This is a genomic window from Microbacterium sp. str. 'China' (assembly GCF_002993305.1).
In the GTDB taxonomy this organism is placed as follows: domain Bacteria; phylum Actinomycetota; class Actinomycetes; order Actinomycetales; family Microbacteriaceae; genus Microbacterium; species Microbacterium paraoxydans.
In genome coordinates this window covers 953,084-969,730 of sequence record NZ_CP027434.1, presented here as the reverse complement: position 1 = coordinate 969,730, position 16,647 = coordinate 953,084, and the positions used below count along the sequence as shown (strand labels likewise).

The window sequence follows — 16,647 nt, the reverse complement described above, 5'->3', positions numbered from 1 at the left end:
ACGAACAGGAATTGTGCAACTGTCCCGCGCGATTCCGCGGGCAGGGTTACCGAAACGTGACATCAAGCCGACCGCGGATCCTCGACAGCCGCCCGGCGGAGCAGGCGCTCGACGAGGCCGGCGACGACCCCCTCCCTGGTCTCCACCGTCATCGGCTTGCCGGGAATCCCCGGTCGCCGCTGCTCGGGCGACGGACCGTCCAGCGGACGATACCGCACCCCCGCGGCGGCGAGGCGTCGCAGATGCGTGGGCAGCCGCCGTGCGAAATCGGCGAACGGTGCGGGTTCTCCCCCATCCCAGAGACGCTCCGCGATCGCGGCGAGGCGCGGGAACATCGCGAAGTCGACCCGGTCCCTGCTCGGCAGGTGCTCCGTCCAGACGTTCGCCTGCCCGCCGACCGCGCCCTCGACGACCTCGAAGGAGTACGCGCGCTCGATGGTCAGCGGGGGCCCGACGCGGATGGGCTCCTCGGGCGATTCGGACTGCGGGTAGTCGAGGTAGACCTCGAGATCCGGACATCCCACGACCGGGATCCCCCGCCGCAGCGCCTCGCGCATGGCGACCGGCCCGCGCCAGGCGAGGATGCGGACGCCCTCGGGGACGTCGCCCTCCAGCACCTCGTCCCAGGCCAGCGCGGTGCGCCCGCGGCGGCGGACGTGGTCCACGAAGTGCGCCGTGAACCACGGCTGCACGTCGTGCGCCGTGGCGAGCCCCAGCTCTCGCATGCGTGCCGCGGCGGCTGCACTCTCCGCCCACTCGGTCACCGGCACCTCGTCGCCGCCGATCCCGATCCATGCGGACGGGAACACGTCGCACAGCGCGTCGATGGCGGCACGACCGAAGGCCAGCGCCTCCGCGGTCGGCGCGAGGGTGCGGGCGTTCACGCCGAATCGCTCCCACGGCCCGGTGGGGGGCGCCCCGACGTCGAGGTTGCCCAGCTCCGGGTAGGCGGCGAGCGCGGCCTGGATGTGCCCTGGCAGCTCGACCTCGGGCACGAGCGTTACGAAGCGCTCCTCCGCGTACCGCACGAGGTCGCGGAGCTCGGCGGAGGTGTAGAAGCCCTCGTGCACGCCGGGCTCGACCGTGGCCTCCGGTCCGTGACCGCGTTGCGTGGCCTCGCGCCGTGCGCCGACCTCGGTCAGACGCGGGTAGCCGGGCACCTCGAAGCGCCATCCCTGATCGTCCGTCAGGTGCAGGTGCAGGATGCTGAGGTGGTGATCGGCGAGCAGGTCGACGAGGCGACGCACGTCCTCCACGGGGCGGAAGTGGCGCGCCACGTCGAGCATCACGCCGCGCCAGGCGGAGGCGGGAGAGCCCTCCCAGCGCCCTGCCGGGATCGTCGCGGGGAGAGCGGGGTCGTGGTCCGGGTCGCGGAGTTGGCGGAGCGTGGTCGCGCCGCGGAAGACCCCCTCCGGCGTCGCCCCCGCGATCTCGATCCCGGAGGCCGTCACCGACACCCGGAAAGCCTCGGGCCCCTGCCGCCCCGCCGCGGAGGCCGCGGCACCCAGCTTCTCGTCGATCAGAAGGCGGATGGCGGGCAGGGTGTCGTCCCCTCCCGCGCCGCCGAGCCGTGCGACCGCGGCCGCCAGCTCCGGCGCGCCGAGGATCGGGGTCGAGGGCGTCCACCGGAAGCCCGGAGCCAGGGAGTCGATCTCTGCGGCGATGTGCGGCACCGTCGCCCGCGGCGCCGACGGAGGCATCCGCAGCGCACGGCCGGCGACGGCACCCGTGGGGTCGCCGTCGATGACGACCGGCACGCCGCCGACGAGCACCTCGCGCACGCCCTGCGGCGCACCGTGCGGGTCGTCGAAGGTGGCGCCGGCCGCGATCGTCTCCGGGTCGAACAGCACCAGGTCGGCGGTGGCGCCCTCGCGGATCACGCCGCGCGGTGCGTCGCCGCGGTCGAGGCCGAGCCGGGCAGCCGGGTTGCCGGAGAGATGACGGACGGCCTCCTCGAGGCTCAGCACCCCCAGCTCCCTGACGTAGTGCCCGAGGTAGCGCGGGAACGTGCCGCGGCCGCGCGGGTGCGGGCGCGCGCCGATGAGGATGCCGTCGCTGCCGCCGGAGTGCCGCGGGTGCCGCATGATGGCCCGGACGTTGTCCTCGTCGCCGATGTGCATGAGCACACCCGTGGCGCCCGCATCGGCGAGAATCGTGTCGATCACGACATCGACGGCGCGCTGCCCGGTCTCCGCCGCGATGTCGGCGATCGTCCGGCCGACGAGCCCGGCGAGATCCGGGTGGGCCGTCCCGGAGATCTGGATCGCCGACCAGTCCGCCGCCTCGCCGTGGAATCCGTCGCAGCCGATCTCCTCCAGCTCGACGCGGACCGCCTCGCGTCCCTCGGCGTCGAGGGCCCCCAGGACGCCGAGCAGGTCGCCGGTCGCCGCCAGCCTGCTCGGCAGCAGAGCGGAGAGGGTCGTGGCCCCCGGAAGGTAGGGGTAGGTGTCCAGGGTCACGTCGACACCGTCGGCCATCGCCGCGTCGACGAGCGCCAGCAGCTCGGCGGCGCGCCCGCGGTTCGGGGCGAAGTTCATGGTCGCGTGGGTGAGATGGACGGGGCACCCGGTGCGGCGGCCGATCTCGATGGCCTCGCGATACGCGTCCAGCGCCGCCCGCCCGTAGCTGCGGATGTGCGGCGCCCAGTAGCCGCCGCGCTCCGCCACCACCCGGCAGAGGGCTTCGAGCTCCGCGGTGTCGGCGTACATCCCCGGGGTGTAGGTCAGGCCGCTCGACATGCCGAAGGCTCCGGCATCCAGGGCCTGGCCGAGGATGTCGGCCATCGCCGCGATCTCGGCAGGGGTCGCCCGGCGGTCGTCGTGCCCGACCACCATCATCCGGAGGTTGCCCTGCGGCACCAGCACCGCGGCGTTCGCCACCGCGGCGACGTCTATCGCCTCCAGGAAGTCGTTCATCGACCGCCACGGGACCTCCGCCGGCCGCCCGTTCCAGCCCGCGATCTGGGCGGGGATGACGGCGGCGGTCGCCTCGTCCAGCGGCGCGTAGCCCAGGCCGTCCTGCCCGAGCACCTCTGTCGTGACCCCCTGCCGGATCTTGGCGTCGTGCGCGGCGCCCTGGAGCACCGCGAGGTCGCTGTGCGCGTGCATGTCGATGAAACCGGGCGCCAGGACGAGGCCGGACGCGTCGACCTCGACCGCGCCGTCCGGCAGCTCGAGCGTCGTCCCGTCGCCGTCGCGGACGACGGTGACGACCCTTGCCCCCTCCACCGCGACGTCCGCGACGAAGCGCGGCGCGCCGGTGCCGTCGACGACGGTCGCCCGCCGATAGACGCGCACCAGGCCGGCGGCGGCCTTCTCGGCGCTCAGAAGCATGTCGCCACCGCGTCGATCACCCGGGGGTCCTCGGCGTCGGGGTCGTCGATCACGGCGACGACGCGCCACTTGTCGAACGCGGTGCACGGATGCGAGAGACCCAGCCGCACGACCTCGCCCACCGCGACGGTCGCCCCCTCGGCGGGTCGGAGGAAGGCGTGCTGGTCGTTCAGGGCGGTCACGGCGCCGGCGACCGACTGCGGCACCGGGAGGTCGATGTCGAACGGCACGTCCCGCCGCCCGGCGTCGAGCAGGGCGAGGCCGGGTTCGGGCTGGGAGACCACCCGCGACCACGCGTGCATCGCGGAACGCAGCGGAGCGGTGTCCGTGAGCGGGCCGAACGGCGACATGCGGGAGTAGAAGCCGTCGTCGTGGATCTGGAAGGCACCGGAGCGCAGCACGACCTCGGCGTCCGCTCCCGCGGCGCCGAGGACCGCGGCGGCGCGATCGGGGAAGGAGCTGCCCCCCGCGCTGAGCACGGGGCGGACGCCGTCGGAGTACTCCAGTCGGCGGTGCAGCTCGACGAGCGTGGCCAGGAAGCCGTCGACCGCGGCGACCGAGGCCGCGGAGCGATCGGGACCGAAGGGCCCCTCGTAGCCCGTCACCCCGGCCAGGCGGAGACCAGGGGCGGCCGCGATCGCCGCGGCGATGCGCTCGCCCTCGGCCACGGTCCGCGCCCCCGTCCGTCCCTGCGCGCCGCCCAGCTCCACGAGCACGTCCAGCGGCCGCGGGGCATCGGCGAGCGCGTCGGCGAGGATCGCGACACCGGCGAGGGAATCCGCGCCGCAGAGGATCCGCAGGTCCTCGTCGGCGGCGAGCATCGCTCCGAGCTCGCGGGCCGCGGCGCCATCCGTCACCCCGTTGGCGATGAGCACCGTCGGCACGCCGGCGTCGACGGCGACGCGGGCCTGCCACGGCGTCGCGACCGAGATCCCCCAGGCTCCGGCGTCGAGCAGCCGCTGCCAGAGCGCGGGCGCCATCGTGGTCTTGCCGTGCGGGGCGAGGCGGACGCCCTCGCGCATGGCCCAGCCGAACACCGTGTCCTCGTTGTGCGCGATCGCGTCCGCGTGCACCGTGAGCACCGGAGTACCGAGGTCCGAGAGAGGCAGACCGGCCGCGCCGACCTCCGACAGACGCAGCCCCGCGGCGTGCGCCGGGAACCCCTTCGCCCAGGCGCCGAGGACGGGATCCGGAATTTGTAGAGGCATCTAACAAGGCTACTAGGCTGGCGGCATGACCGCGAAGACACGAGTTTCCACCGACGCCGCCCCCGCCCCCGCGCACACCTTCTCGCAGGGCGTCCGCAAGGGCCCGATCGTCCAGGTCTCCGGCCAGGGCCCCGTCGACCCGCAGACGAACGAGTACCTGTACCCGGGCGACGTCGCGGCGCAGACCACCCGCACGCTGGAGAACGTCAAGGCCATCGTGGAGGCTTCCGGGGCCACGTTCGACGATGTCGTGATGCTGCGCGTCTACCTCACCAAGCGCGAGGACTTCCCGATCATGAACGAGGCCTACGGCGCCTTCGTCGAGGCCCACACGACCAGCGGCGTCCTGCCCTCGCGCACCACGGTGTTCACCGGCCTCCCCCGCGAGGAGATGCTCGTCGAGATCGACGGGCTCGCCGTCGTCGACTGACCCCACCCGCCCCGGGCGAACGGGGAGGCACCTTATCAGGACCGTTGCCTCCCCGTTACCAGCCATCCCGTACCATGGACGACAGGACACGTCGAGACTGCGGGGGGTGTAGTTCGTGACCGATCTGATTTCCACGCCGGGCGCTGCAACGGGGGCACAGCCCGACGATGCGACACCGACGAGCGTCCTGACGCCGGAGGCGGCGACCGACACGGCCCCGCCGCAGACCGGCGAGCAGCCCCTGGCCTGGGCTCCCGTCGAGCCCGCCCCGAAGAAGCGCCGCCTCGGCCTGTGGATCGGTCTCGGCCTCGGCGTGGTCGCGCTCGGCGCCGGCGCCGCCTCGATGATCCTCATCGCCCCCGGCACCACCGTCGCGGGCATCCCGGTCGGCTGGATGACTCCGGGCGCGGCTGCCGAGGCGATCAGCTCGCACCTCGCCCAGACCGAGGTCACCCTCACGGGCGATGGTGATGACGCCGTGCTCACCGGCGCCGACCTGGGCGCGACCGCCGACGCCACGGCCCTCGCCGATGCGGCGTTCGCCGCCCACCCGATGTGGAACCTCGGGTCCTGGATGGGTGACCCCGTGTCGGCCGACATCGTGCTCGACCAGGAGACCGCCACCGCAGCTCTCCGCGGCGCCGTCCCCGGCAGCTTCGTCGACCCGGTCGACGCCGGAGTCGTCTTCGACGCCGCGAAGGGCACCTACACCGTGACGCCCTCCGTTCCCGGCACCGGTATAGACGTGGCCGATCTCAACGCCGCGTTCGTCGAGGCCGTCGGCGACGGCCGCACGACGTTCGACTACCCCGGCGGCCCGGCGGAGGCCCTGCCCGCGGTGTCCGACGAGGACGCGACGGCGACCGCCACCACGCTCAACACCATGCTCTCCTCCATCGGCTTCTACGTCGGGAAGGAACGGACCGTCCCGGTCTCCCCCGCGGTCGCCGCGTCCTGGCTGACGGTGGTCGACGACGAGGGTCAGCTGCGGATCGAGGCGGACCCGGCGGCGATCCAGACCACCGTCGACACGCTCGCCGCCGCGGTGGACCGCGCCCCTGTCAACGCGACCAACATCGTCGACTCCGCGGGGAACGTGCTGCGCGCCGAGAAGGAGGGCGCCACCGGACGCGCCCTCGGCGACACCGACGGCATCGCCGACGACTTCGCGACGCAGCTCGCCGCGGGAGACGGCGTCTTCGCCCTCTCCGTGACGGAGACCCCCTTCGAGACCACGAACCTGTTCCGCCGCGCCGAGATCAACCTCAGCACGCAGCGCGCCTACCTGTTCGAGAACGACAAGGTGGTGCAGTCCTGGGCCGTGTCGACCGGTCTCCCCGGAACGCCCACGCCGACAGGCAACTTCAAGGTGTTCGCACACACCGCGATGCAGGACATGGGCTGCTACGAGGGGGCGCCGTACTGCACCGAGGACGTGCCCTGGATCACGTGGTTCGCCCCGAACATCGGCTTCCACGGCACCTACTGGCACAACAACTTCGGCAACCGGATGAGCCACGGCTGCGTGAACCTGCCGATCGACCTCGCCAAGTACGTCTACGACTGGTCCCCCGTGGGCCTCGAGGTCTCCGTCTACAACTGATCCGGAGCCCTGCACCGGGCGAAGCCGGCAGGGGAAGACAGCAGAAGGGGGCGGATGCCGCAGCATCCGCCCCCTTCTCGTCGTCTCAGCGCAGGGCGTCGACGATCTCGTTGAGCGTCGTGGACGGGCGCATGACCGCCTCGACGAGCTTCTCGTCCGGACGGTAGTAGCCGCCGATCTCCACCGGGGAGCCCTGCACCGCGTTGAGCTCGGAGACGATCGTCTCCTCGTTCGCGGCGAGCTTCTCGGCGATGGGCGCGAAGGCGGCGGCGAGCTCTGGGTCCTTCGTCTGCTTCGCCAGCTCCTGCGCCCAGTACAGGCCGAGGTAGAAGTGGCTGCCGCGGTTGTCGATCGTGCCGAGCGCACGGCCGGGCGAGCGGTCCTCCTCGAGGAACGTGCCGGTCGCGGCGTCGAGCGTCTCCGCGAGCACGCGGGCCTTCTCGTTACCCGTGCGGTCGGCGAAGTGCTCGAGGGAGGCCGCCAGCGCGAAGAACTCGCCCAGCGAGTCCCAGCGCAGGTAGTTCTCCTCGACCAGCTGCTGCACGTGCTTCGGCGCGGAGCCGCCGGCCCCCGTCTCGAACAGTCCGCCGCCGGCGAGCAGCGGCACGATGGAGAGCATCTTGGCGCTCGTGCCGACCTCGAGGATCGGGAACAGGTCGGTGAGGTAGTCACGCAGCACGTTGCCGGTCACCGAGATGGTGTCCAGGCCGTGACGCATGCGGGCGAGCGTGTACCGCGTGGCCTCCTCCGGCGCGAGGATCGTGATCGTCAGACCCTTGGTGTCGAGCGTGGCGAGACCCTGGTGCACCTTCGCGATGATCTGCGCATCGTGCGAGCGGTTCGCGTCGAGCCAGAACACCGCGGGGGCACCCGTCGCGCGGGCACGGCCGACCGCGAGCTTGACCCAGTCCATGACCGGGATGTGCTTGGTCTGCGTCGCGCGCCAGATGTCGCCCTCGCCGACCTCGTGCTCGATGAGGACGGTGCCCTCGCTGTCGAGCACCTGGACGATGCCGTCGGCGGCGATCTCGAACGTCTTGTCGTGGCTGCCGTACTCCTCGGCGGCCTGCGCCATGAGGCCCACGTTCGGCACGGTGCCGATCGTGGCGGGGTCGAGCGGGCCGTTCGCGATCACATCGTCGATCACGGCCTGGTAGACGCTCGCGTAGGACGAGTCGGGGATGACCGCGATGGTGTCGGCCTCCTCGCCGTCCTTGCCCCAGAGCTTTCCGCCGTTGCGGACGAGAGCGGGCATGGACGCGTCGACGATGACATCGCTCGGCACGTGCAGGTTGGTGATCCCCTTGTCGGAGTTCACGTACGACAGGCGCGGCCCCTCGGCGATGGCCTTGTCGAACGCCGCAGCGATCTCCTCGCCACCGGCGACGTCCGCCAGCCCCGCGAGGATCGAGCCGAGACCGTCGTTCGCGCTGAGTCCGGCCTCGGCGAGCTGCGTGCCGTACTGGTCGAAGACGTCCTTGAAGAACGCCTTCACGACGTGACCGAAGATGATCGGATCGCTGACCTTCATCATCGTGGCCTTGAGGTGCACCGAGTAGAGCACGTCGTCGGCCTTGGCCTCCGCGAGCGTGTCCGCGAGGAACGCGTCCAGCTCCTTGGCGGACAGGAACGTGGCGTCGATGATCTCGCGCGGGAGGACCTTGAGCCCCTCCTTGAGGACCGTGACGGTGCCGTCCTTCGCGGTGTGGCGGAAGGAGAGGACGTCGTCGTGCGCGGCGACCCAGGAGCGCTCGTTGTGCTTGAAGTCGTCGTGGCCCAGGGTCGCGACGCGGGTCTTCGAGCCCTCCGCGAACGGCTTGTTGCGGTGCGGGTGCTTCTTGGCGTAGTTCTTCACCGCCAGCGGCGCGCGGCGGTCGCTGTTGCCCTCGCGCAGGACGGGGTTCACGGCGGAGCCCTTGATGCGGTCGTAGCGGGCGCGGATGTCCTTCTCCTCCAGCGACGAGGGCTCGTCCGGGAAGTCGGGGACGTCGTAACCCTGCTGCTGCAGCTCCGCGATGGCGGCCTTGAGCTGCGGGATCGACGCGGAGATGTTCGGCAGCTTGATGATGTTCGCCTCGGGGAGCGTGGCGAGGCCGCCCAGCTCCGCCAGCGCGTCGCCGACCTGCTGCTCGGGGGTGAGCTTCTGCGGGAACGCGGCGAGGATGCGGCCGGCCAGAGAGATGTCCCGCGTCTCGAATTCGATACCCGCCTGGCCCGTGTAGGCCTGGATGATCGGCAGGAAGGAGGCGGTGGCCAGTGCCGGTGCCTCGTCGGTGTAGGTGTAGATGATGGCGTCGTCGGTCACCGGGACGTTCTCCGTTCACGAGGGCTATTTGTCTCGATACCAAGATACCTGAGCGTCCCGGACCCCGAAGCGGCGGTCCCACCGAAGAGACTCCCTCGGACGAACGGTCCGTGAAAAGTCCGCCCGAGTGGTGAATGCGGTGAGCGGAGGGGCTAGCCTGGGGGCATGTCCGAACTGCGCATGGTCGAACTCTCCGCCGCGACGATCGTCGCCGTGAACAACCTGTCGCTCAAGCCCGGACAGGAGCAGTTCCTCGCCCCCGTCTCGTACGGCATCGCGGCCACCGTCATCAACCCGCAGACCTCCTGGCAGCGGGTGATCCTGGACCGCAACGAGGTCGTGGGATTCGTGAGCGCCAACTTCGATGACGAGGCGCCGGAGGAGCACTTCCGCTCCGTGCTGTGGCGCATCAACGTCGACGCGGACGACCAGGGTCGCGGCATCGGCCGCTTCGCCGTCGAGAACCTCATCGACGAAGCGCGCAACCGCGGCGTCGACCACGTCAACGTCATCTACGAAGCCGGCGAGGACGGCCCGGAGGCGTTCTTCCGCCGCGTCGGGTTCACCCCCGTCGGGGAGACGGCCTACGGCGAGGTCATCGCCGAGATCCGCGTCCCCTCCTGAGACCGGCGGCGGGGTCTCGAATCCCCTCCCCCATCGAGACTCCGTCGCCCTCGGACCTGCAGGGCGGCGTGCTCTCGATCCTCCTCAGCGCTGACCACTGCCGTCCGGGGGCGTGCCCTTGCCCCGACGGCTGTTCCACGCGGCCAGCGCGGACGCGGCGGCACCCGCCGCCCGATCGATGGCCTCGGCGGAGCGGTGCAGCATGTCCTGCGCGGCGTCCTGCCAGGCCGGTGTGGGCGGCGCCTCCCCCGTCTGGACCTTCGCCGCGTGCTCGGCGGCCTCGAACGCCCGCTCCAGCTCCGCGACGGCGTCGCGGTAGGCCGCGTACTCGGCGGCGGTCACGCGGCCCGTCGTCTGCCGACGCGCCTCGACCGCCGCACCGGCGGCCCGCAGGTAGGCGGCCGTCTCCGGGCGCTTCACGTCCGTCATCTCGGGATAGGTGATCTGCAGCGCGGTGTCGGTCTCGTACCGCATCCATCGCGCCGTCACCGCGTCGTGCTCCGCGTACAGGCGCTCCAGCGGCCGCGGGGCGGAGCCGGCGGGGATCGCGGCGCGGGCGGCGTTCACCCTGACGCGTCGGGCGCGGACGTCGGCGGCCGCCGCTCTGGCGTCGCGTTCGCGCTCCTTGAGCATGCGCCGGGCGCCGGCCACCTGCTCGGCGCTCGCGCGTTGCGCGGCCCGCTCGGCGGAGACCCGCGCGAGGTCGGCTCGTGCCACCTTCAGCGCCGTCCGTCGCACCACCGCGCGCTGCTGGGCCTCGCGGAGGTCGTGCCGGGCGGCGTCGTACTCCAGTCGGCGGCCGCTGCGGGTGTTGCGACGACGCACCCCGATCGCGCCCGCGGTCACCCCGGCGGCGGCGGTCGGCGCGAGCCACCACCACTCCGCGACGAGGAGGAAGGGGTCCATCCTTCGATGCTACCGATCGCGGAGCACGCGCGCCCGGACGAGGAAGCCCCGGCATCCGGACGGATGCCGGGGCCGCTGTCGCGTCAGCGCGTCAGCGCGTCAGACGAGCGTCTCCTGCCAGGCCGCGTGCAGCTGGGCGAACTTCCCGGTGCCGCCGATCAGGGCGGCCGGGGTGTCGTCCTCGATGATCCGGCCGTGCTCCATCACGAGCACACGATCCGCGATCGCCACCGTCGACAGCCGGTGCGCGATGATGATCGCCGTCCGGTCGGCCAGCAGCGTCTGCAACGCGTCCTGGATCAGCCGCTCGGACGGGATGTCCAGCGAGGCCGTCGCCTCGTCGAGGATCAGCACCGCCGGGTCGGCGAGGAAGGCGCGGGCGAACGAGATGAGCTGTCGCTGCCCGGCCGAGACACGACCACCGCGCTTGTTCACGTCGGTGTCGTACCCGTCCGGCAGGGCCGAGATGAACGCGTCGGCGCCCACCGCCCGCGCCGCCTCGCGGATCTCGTCGAGCGTCGCGTCCGGGCGCCCGAGCGCGATGTTGTCGGCGACGGTCCCGCTGAACAGGTACGCCTCCTGCGTGACCATGACGATCGCGCGGCGGAGGTCCTTCGGGTGCAGCGACCGCAGATCGACGCCGTCGAGGGTCACCGTCCCCGCGGACGGGTCGTAGAACCGCGAGATGAGCTTGGCCAGCGTGGACTTGCCCGCCCCCGTCGTCCCGACCAGCGCGATCGTCTGCCCGGCGGGGATGTCGAGCGAGAAGTTCGGCAGGATCGTCTTGTCCTCGTTGTACGCGAAGGTGACCTCGTCGAAGCGGATGTGACCCCGGGACTCCCAGAGGTCCACCGGCTTCTCGGGGTCCGGCACCGTCGGCACCTCCTCCAGGACGCCCGACACCTTCTCCAGCGCCGCGGTGGCGGACTGGTAGGAGTTGAGGAACATCGCGATCTCCTGCATCGGAGCGAAGAAGTTGCGCACGTAGAGCACGGCGGACAGCAGCACGCCGACCGTCAGCGCTCCTTCCGAGACCCGGATGCCGCCCCACAGCACGACCACGCCGAGCACGAGCGCCGCGACGCCCATGAGCCCGGGCTCGAACGTGCCGAACAGCAGCATCGAGCGGCGGTTCACGTCGCGGTACTCGCCGGCCACGCCCTGGAAGGCCTCGTCGTTGCGCGGCTCCTTCCGGAATGCCTTGACCGCGCGGATACCCGTCATGGTCTCCACGAACTGCACGATCACCTTCGCGCTGATCACCCGGGACTCTCGGTACACGAGCTGCGAGCGCGAGTAGAACCAGCGCATGAGGAAGAACAGCGGCACGCCGCCGATCGCGAGGATCAGACCGGACTGCCAGTCCCACACGCACAGGGCGATGAAGGTGAAGACACCGAAGAGCACGCCGGAGACGAGCTCGTTCAGGCCGCCGTCGAGGAGCTCCTTGATGGAGTCCAGGTCGCTCGTCTGGCGCGAGATGATCCGCCCCGAGGTGTACGACTCGTGGAACTCCAGGCTCAGGCGCTGGGTGTGCAGGAAGATGCGCTTGCGCAGGTCGAGCAGGACGGCCTGGGTCAGCTTGGCCGCGATGATGACGTACCAGGCGATGAGCACGGCGGCGAGAGCACCCGCGAGCAGGTAGATCCCACCGACGACGAACGTCGGCATCCAGTCGGCGTCGTCGAGCACCGCGGGGAGCGCCCGGTCGAGGCCGATGCTGATGAGGATCGGTCCGGCCACCTGCAGCGCCGTCGAGATCACGAGCACCGTGGCGGCGAGCACGATCTGCGGCTTGAGCGGACGCACGAGCGAGCCGAGCAGCCGCAGCGAGCGGCGGCGGATCGCCCTGCTCTCCTCCGTGGTGAGGCGGGAGCGGTCCTCGTCCTGGGTTCCGGTGAGGGAGCTCATCGCTGCACCTCCTCTCCTGCGAATCGGGGGGCGCCTCCGGGCGCCTCGTCATCGGCCTCCTCGCGGATGCCTTCCTGCACGGTCTCGTGGATCTCGGCCTGCTCGTCGCGGATGATCGGGATGGCCCCGGTGCGGGCGGCCTCCTCGGCCTCCAGGCTGGAGATGACGTGCCGGTAGTGCCGACTCGTCTTCAACAGCTCGGTGTGCGTGCCGACGGCGGTGATCCGGCCGTCCTCCAGCAGCGCCACGCGGTCGGCGAGGGCCACGGTGGACGGACGGTGCGCGACGATCATCGCGGTGGTGTCGGCGAGCACGTGCCGCAGCGCCTCCTCCACGAGCGCCTCGGTGTCGACGTCCAGCGCCGACAGCGGATCGTCGAGGACGAGCACCCGGGGGTTGGCGGCCACGGCGCGGGCGAGGGCGAGCCGCTGGCGCTGTCCGCCGGACAGGCTCAGTCCCTCCTCGCCGATCACCGTCTCGACACCCTCGGGGAGGGTGTCGACGAAGGCGGCCTGGGCGACGTCGAGCGCCTCGCGAAGGACGCGCTCGGCTTCGGGGCTGTGCACGTCGAGGTCGGCGCGGCCGAGCAGGACGTTCTCGCGGACCGAGGCCGAGAAGAGCGTCGCGTCCTCGAACGCCATCGCGATGTGCTCCCGCAGCTCGGCGAGCGTGAGGTCGCGCACGTCGACGCCGTCGAGCGTGACCCGCCCTCCCGTCACGTCGTACAGCCGCGTCGGCAGCGTCGTCAGCGTGGTCTTGCCACTGCCGGTGAGGCCCACGAGCGCCATGGTCTCGCCCGGCCGCAGCACGAGGTCGATCCCGTCGAGCAGGTCCCGCTCGTCGGCCGCCGCATCCTGGTAGCGGAAGTGCGCGTTCTCGAACGCGAGCTCGCCACGCGGGTTCTCGATGTGCACCGGGTTCTCCGGATCGGTGATGGTGTTCGTCTCCGAGAAGATGTCGAAGACGCGGTCCGTCGCCGTACGCGCGTCGAGCATGAACGAGAAGAGGAAGCCGATCGACTCGATGGGCCAGCGCAGCACGACGGCCATCGCGAAGAAGGCGAACAGCTCCGCCGACGTGATCGCGTCCTGCGAGATGAGCCAGATGCCCGACATGAGGCTGAGGCCGAAGGCGATCTGCGGCATGAGGTCGAGCCAGAACCAGATCGAGGCGATGGCCCCGGCCTTGCTCATCTCGGTCTCGCGCAGCGTCTCGGCCTGACGGCTGAAGCGGCGGAGGGCGTGCGTGCCGCGGCCGAACGCCTTGAGCACGCGGATGCCGTGCACGCTCTCCTCGACGCTCGTGGCGAGGTCGCCCGCCTGGTCCTGGCTGCGGCGGGTGAGGGCGCCGTAGCGCTTCTCGAACAGGTAGCCGCGGATCCACAGCGGGACCGCCGTCACGAGAAAGATCGTGCCCAGCAGCCAGTGCCAGCGGAACAGCAGCACCGAGCCGATGAGGATCGTCAGCACGTTCACGACCAGCAGCACGAGACCGAAGGCGAGCCACCGGCGGATCAGGCCGATGTCCTGCATCATGCGGCTGAGCAGCTGCCCGGACTGCCACCGGTCGTGGAACGCGACGGGGAGCGTCTGCAGGCGTGAGTAGAGCTCGGTGCGCATGCGGTACTCCACCTGCGTGGCGGGGAAGAGCACGAACTGCCGACGGAGCCACACCATGAGCGCCTCGCCGAGGCCGAGGGCGAACACGGCGAGCGCTCCCCAGACGATCGCGTCGAGCGCCCCGGACTGCACCGGCCCGCCGATGATCTGCTCGAGCACGATGGGGATCATCAGCGCGATGAGGGCCGCCGCGAGCGCGCTGGCGGCACCGCCGGCGAGGCGCCAGATGACCGGCTTCACGAACGGCTTGAGCCGCCACAGCGCGGCGGGCGTGGAGAGGGAGGAGGAGGGGGACGGGTTCTGCGCGGAAGACGAGGAAGACATGTCTCTCAGAGGAGTCGAAGGGGAGAAGAGCGGGGGAACGGATGCGAGAGCGAGCTCACGGAGCCCGGCATCCGGTGCAGAAGGGGGGCGGAGGCTCTAGGAGAGCGGGCGCGCCGGGGTCGAGCCGAGGGTGGCGATCCGCGCGGTGGCGATCGTGGTCATGGTGTCCTCCTCAAGGGCTCGGCGAGGTCGTCCGGTTGGCGCGACAGCCCATCAGCCTATTCCTGTGAACGAGCTGAGCGCAAGGGGAATTCCCGGGACGGCGAAGAGCCCGCTCCGTCCGGAGCGGGCTCCTCGGCTCGGGAGGTCAGCGGGCGGCGTGTTCGCGCGCCAGAAGGCTCTCCTTCACGGGCAGCCCCCAGGCGAAGCCGCCGAGGGAGCCGTCCGTGCGGAGCACGCGATGGCAGGGCACGAACAGGGCCGGGGCGTTGCGGGCGCAGATCGACGCCGCCGCGCGCACGGCCTGGGGGTTGCCGAGTCGGGTCGCGAAGCCCGTGTAGGTCAGGGGCTCCCCCGGTGCGATGGTGCGCAGCGCCGCCCAGCCGGCGAGCTGGAGGGCGGTGCCGGTCTGCGCGACCGCGACCCCGTCGATCGCCGCGACGTCGCCCGCGTAGTACGCGCGGACGGCGCCCGCCGCGTCCGTCTCGGCCTCGCGCACGGCATCGGGGCGTACCCGGGCGGGAAGACGGCCGAGGATCGCCTCGACGTCGTCCGTCCAGCCGGACACGAGGACCCGCTGGCGGTCGTCGGCGAGGATCGTGAAGGGACCGTCAGCGGTGTCGAGGGTCTGGATGAGAGCGGTCATGAGGTCTCCTCGGTGTCGGATGCGATGTCGCGGACGGGCCGGACGGTGGATCTGCGCCGCGGTCCGACGGGACGGATCGGGGCGGCACGCCACAGGTGCGCGCTGAGGTAGCTCCGCCACGGTGCGGCGCGCTCCGCCCAGGCGGTGAGGGTCTTCGGTTCGGCGGGCAGCCCGGACGCGGCAGCACCGGCACGGAGAGCGACGTCGCCGGGGAGCAGCACGTCCGGATCGCCGAGCACCCGCATCCGCACGTAGTCGGCGGTCCATGGTCCGATCCCCGGCATCGCGAGGAGGGCGGCGCGCTGCGTCGGGCCGTCATCGCCCACGGTGAGGGTCAGGCTCCCGTCCGCCAGGGCCGCGGCGGCTCCCGTGACGGCGCGGATCCGGGCGGCGGGCCCGCGCAGCACCTCCGCGCCGTGGGTCGCGATGGCCGACATCGTCGGGAACAGCAGGCCCTCGGGGGTCCGCTCCCCCAGCGCGTCGGTGAGCGCGGTGAGCGCGGTGCGGGCGGCGACGACCGTGATCTGCTGCCCGATCATCGCGCGGATGAGCATCTCGTGCGGATCGGCCGCCCCGGGCACGCGGATGCCGGGGGTCCGCGCGACCAGGGGCGCGAGGGGCGGGTGCGCGGCCAGGGCCTCGTCGACCGCGAGAGGGTCGGCGTCGAGGTCGAAGATGCGGCGTGCGATGGCCACCAGCGGCGTGAGGTCGCCGAGTTGCGCGACCCGGGCCCGGAGGTGCAGGCGCTCCGTCTCCTCCTGACGCACCTCGAACCACGCGGGGCCGCCCGGCATCCGGAGATGACGGGAGAACGACGTCGCCGTGGCCTCCTCGACGCCCGTCACGGCTCGCGCGGCCATCCACGCGAAGACCCCGGCCGCATCCAGGGGCCCCCGGTACGGCAGGACGAGATCGATCGTTCCGGGGGCGGCCGCGGAGGGCGTGCGGCGGCGGGCACGCAGCTCCCCCGGCGTGAGCCCGAACACCTCCCGGATCGTGTCGTTGCCCTGGCGGATGCTGTGGAAGCCGGCGGCGAAGGCGACATCGGCGATGGGCATGTCGGTTCCCACGAGGAGCATGCGGGCGGTGTGGGCGCGGTGCGCTCTCGCCAGCGCGAGCGGTCCGGCGCCGAGCTCGGTCGTCAGCAGCCGCGTGAGATGACGGCTCGAGTAGCCGAGTCGCGACGCGAGTCCTGGCACCCCCTCGCGCTCGACCACGCCGGACGCGATCAGGCGCATGGCCCGCGCGGCCGTGTCTCCGCGGACGTCCCACGCGGGCGACCCTGGGGCGGCCTCCGGCAGGCACCGCTTGCACGCGCGGTAGCCGGCCTCGTGCGCCGCGGCACTCGTCGGATAGAACGTGACGTTCTGTGGCTTCGGCGTGCGCGCGGGGCAGCTGGGCCGGCAGTAGATCCCTGTCGAGCGCACGGCGGTGACGAACTGCCCGTCGAAGCGGGTGTCCCGAGCGCTGATCGCCCGGTAGCGCTCGTCGAAGGAGGGGCTCATGTCCTCCACTCTCTCACCCCCGCGCGGCTACGGCTGGCGGAAATCGGACATCGCGGTTCTCTCCCCGAGACCCCG

General features: G+C 71.9%; 11 protein-coding genes. 3 read left to right on the top strand and 8 right to left on the bottom strand.

From position 1 onward, the window contains the following. Positions 1 to 62 precede the first annotated feature (62 nt). Together C6C15_RS04610 and C6C15_RS04605 are read right to left on the bottom strand one after the other, a co-directional pair. Positions 63 to 3,332, bottom strand: coding sequence for a family 20 glycosylhydrolase (locus C6C15_RS04610; RefSeq protein WP_105949386.1), 3,270 nt, complete (start codon positions 3,330 to 3,332; stop codon positions 63 to 65). Continuing rightward, positions 3,323 to 4,540, bottom strand: coding sequence for an alanine racemase (locus tag C6C15_RS04605; protein ID WP_105949385.1), 1,218 nt, complete (start codon positions 4,538 to 4,540; stop codon positions 3,323 to 3,325). The genes C6C15_RS04610 and C6C15_RS04605 overlap by 10 nt, the downstream gene beginning before the upstream one ends. 25 nt (positions 4,541 to 4,565) lie before the next feature. Between C6C15_RS04605 and C6C15_RS04600 the strand changes: the two genes are divergently transcribed. Then, positions 4,566 to 4,970 carry a RidA family protein gene (locus C6C15_RS04600; protein ID WP_025103791.1) on the top strand — a complete coding sequence of 135 codons (405 nt, stop codon included), beginning with the start codon at positions 4,566 to 4,568 and terminating at the stop codon, positions 4,968 to 4,970. Positions 4,971 to 5,085: 115 nt separating this feature from the next. Next, positions 5,086 to 6,573: a L,D-transpeptidase family protein gene (locus tag C6C15_RS04595; protein WP_231919584.1), complete on the top strand. Its 1,488-nt coding sequence runs from the start codon at positions 5,086 to 5,088 to the stop codon at positions 6,571 to 6,573. Positions 6,574 to 6,658: 85 nt separating this feature from the next. Here the strand turns inward: C6C15_RS04595 and C6C15_RS04590 are convergent, their stop codons facing one another. Next, positions 6,659 to 8,878 carry an NADP-dependent isocitrate dehydrogenase gene (locus tag C6C15_RS04590; protein WP_060922842.1) on the bottom strand — a complete coding sequence of 740 codons (2,220 nt, stop codon included), beginning with the start codon at positions 8,876 to 8,878 and terminating at the stop codon, positions 6,659 to 6,661. 165 nt (positions 8,879 to 9,043) lie between these two features. Between C6C15_RS04590 and C6C15_RS04585 the strand changes: the two genes are divergently transcribed. After that, positions 9,044 to 9,502: a GNAT family N-acetyltransferase gene (locus tag C6C15_RS04585; RefSeq protein WP_060922841.1), complete on the top strand. Its 459-nt coding sequence runs from the start codon at positions 9,044 to 9,046 to the stop codon at positions 9,500 to 9,502. Between the two features lie 84 nt (positions 9,503 to 9,586). Here the strand turns inward: C6C15_RS04585 and C6C15_RS04580 are convergent, their stop codons facing one another. The 5 genes from C6C15_RS04580 to C6C15_RS04560 all read right to left on the bottom strand — a co-directional run bounded on the left by C6C15_RS04580 (position 9,587) and on the right by C6C15_RS04560 (position 16,572). Next, positions 9,587 to 10,408 carry a hypothetical protein gene (locus C6C15_RS04580; RefSeq protein WP_083371022.1) on the bottom strand — a complete coding sequence of 274 codons (822 nt, stop codon included), beginning with the start codon at positions 10,406 to 10,408 and terminating at the stop codon, positions 9,587 to 9,589. Between the two features lie 99 nt (positions 10,409 to 10,507). After that, positions 10,508 to 12,319 carry an ABC transporter ATP-binding protein gene (locus C6C15_RS04575; protein WP_060923216.1) on the bottom strand — a complete coding sequence of 604 codons (1,812 nt, stop codon included), beginning with the start codon at positions 12,317 to 12,319 and terminating at the stop codon, positions 10,508 to 10,510. Further along, positions 12,316 to 14,262 (bottom strand): ABC transporter ATP-binding protein, encoded by a 1,947-nt coding sequence (locus tag C6C15_RS04570; RefSeq protein WP_060923215.1) that lies wholly within the window; start codon positions 14,260 to 14,262, stop codon positions 12,316 to 12,318. Before C6C15_RS04570 ends, C6C15_RS04575 begins: the two co-directional genes overlap by 4 nt. Positions 14,263 to 14,569: 307 nt before the next feature. Continuing rightward, positions 14,570 to 15,067, bottom strand: coding sequence for a methylated-DNA--[protein]-cysteine S-methyltransferase (locus C6C15_RS04565; protein ID WP_105949384.1), 498 nt, complete (start codon positions 15,065 to 15,067; stop codon positions 14,570 to 14,572). Then, complete coding sequence (locus C6C15_RS04560) at positions 15,064 to 16,572, bottom strand: DNA-3-methyladenine glycosylase 2 family protein (RefSeq protein WP_105949383.1); 1,509 nt, start codon at positions 16,570 to 16,572, stop codon at positions 15,064 to 15,066. The genes C6C15_RS04565 and C6C15_RS04560 overlap by 4 nt, the downstream gene beginning before the upstream one ends. Positions 16,573 to 16,647 lie beyond the last annotated feature (75 nt).

What these genes read in the sequence shown, in the direction of transcription:
- C6C15_RS04610 (WP_105949386.1), bottom strand. Translation starts at nt 3,332, where the DNA reads ATGCTTCTGAGCGCCGAGAAGGCCGCCGCCGGCCTGGTGCGCGTCTAT.
- C6C15_RS04575 (WP_060923216.1), bottom strand. Translation starts at nt 12,319, where the DNA reads ATGAGCTCCCTCACCGGAACCCAGGACGAGGACCGCTCCCGCCTCACC.
- C6C15_RS04580 (WP_083371022.1), bottom strand. Translation starts at nt 10,408, where the DNA reads ATGGACCCCTTCCTCCTCGTCGCGGAGTGGTGGTGGCTCGCGCCGACC.
- C6C15_RS04570 (WP_060923215.1), bottom strand. Translation starts at nt 14,262, where the DNA reads ATGTCTTCCTCGTCTTCCGCGCAGAACCCGTCCCCCTCCTCCTCCCTC.
- C6C15_RS04585 (WP_060922841.1), top strand. Translation starts at nt 9,044, where the DNA reads ATGTCCGAACTGCGCATGGTCGAACTCTCCGCCGCGACGATCGTCGCC.
- C6C15_RS04600 (WP_025103791.1), top strand. Translation starts at nt 4,566, where the DNA reads ATGACCGCGAAGACACGAGTTTCCACCGACGCCGCCCCCGCCCCCGCG.
- C6C15_RS04565 (WP_105949384.1), bottom strand. Translation starts at nt 15,067, where the DNA reads ATGACCGCTCTCATCCAGACCCTCGACACCGCTGACGGTCCCTTCACG.
- C6C15_RS04560 (WP_105949383.1), bottom strand. Translation starts at nt 16,572, where the DNA reads ATGAGCCCCTCCTTCGACGAGCGCTACCGGGCGATCAGCGCTCGGGAC.
- C6C15_RS04605 (WP_105949385.1), bottom strand. Translation starts at nt 4,540, where the DNA reads ATGCCTCTACAAATTCCGGATCCCGTCCTCGGCGCCTGGGCGAAGGGG.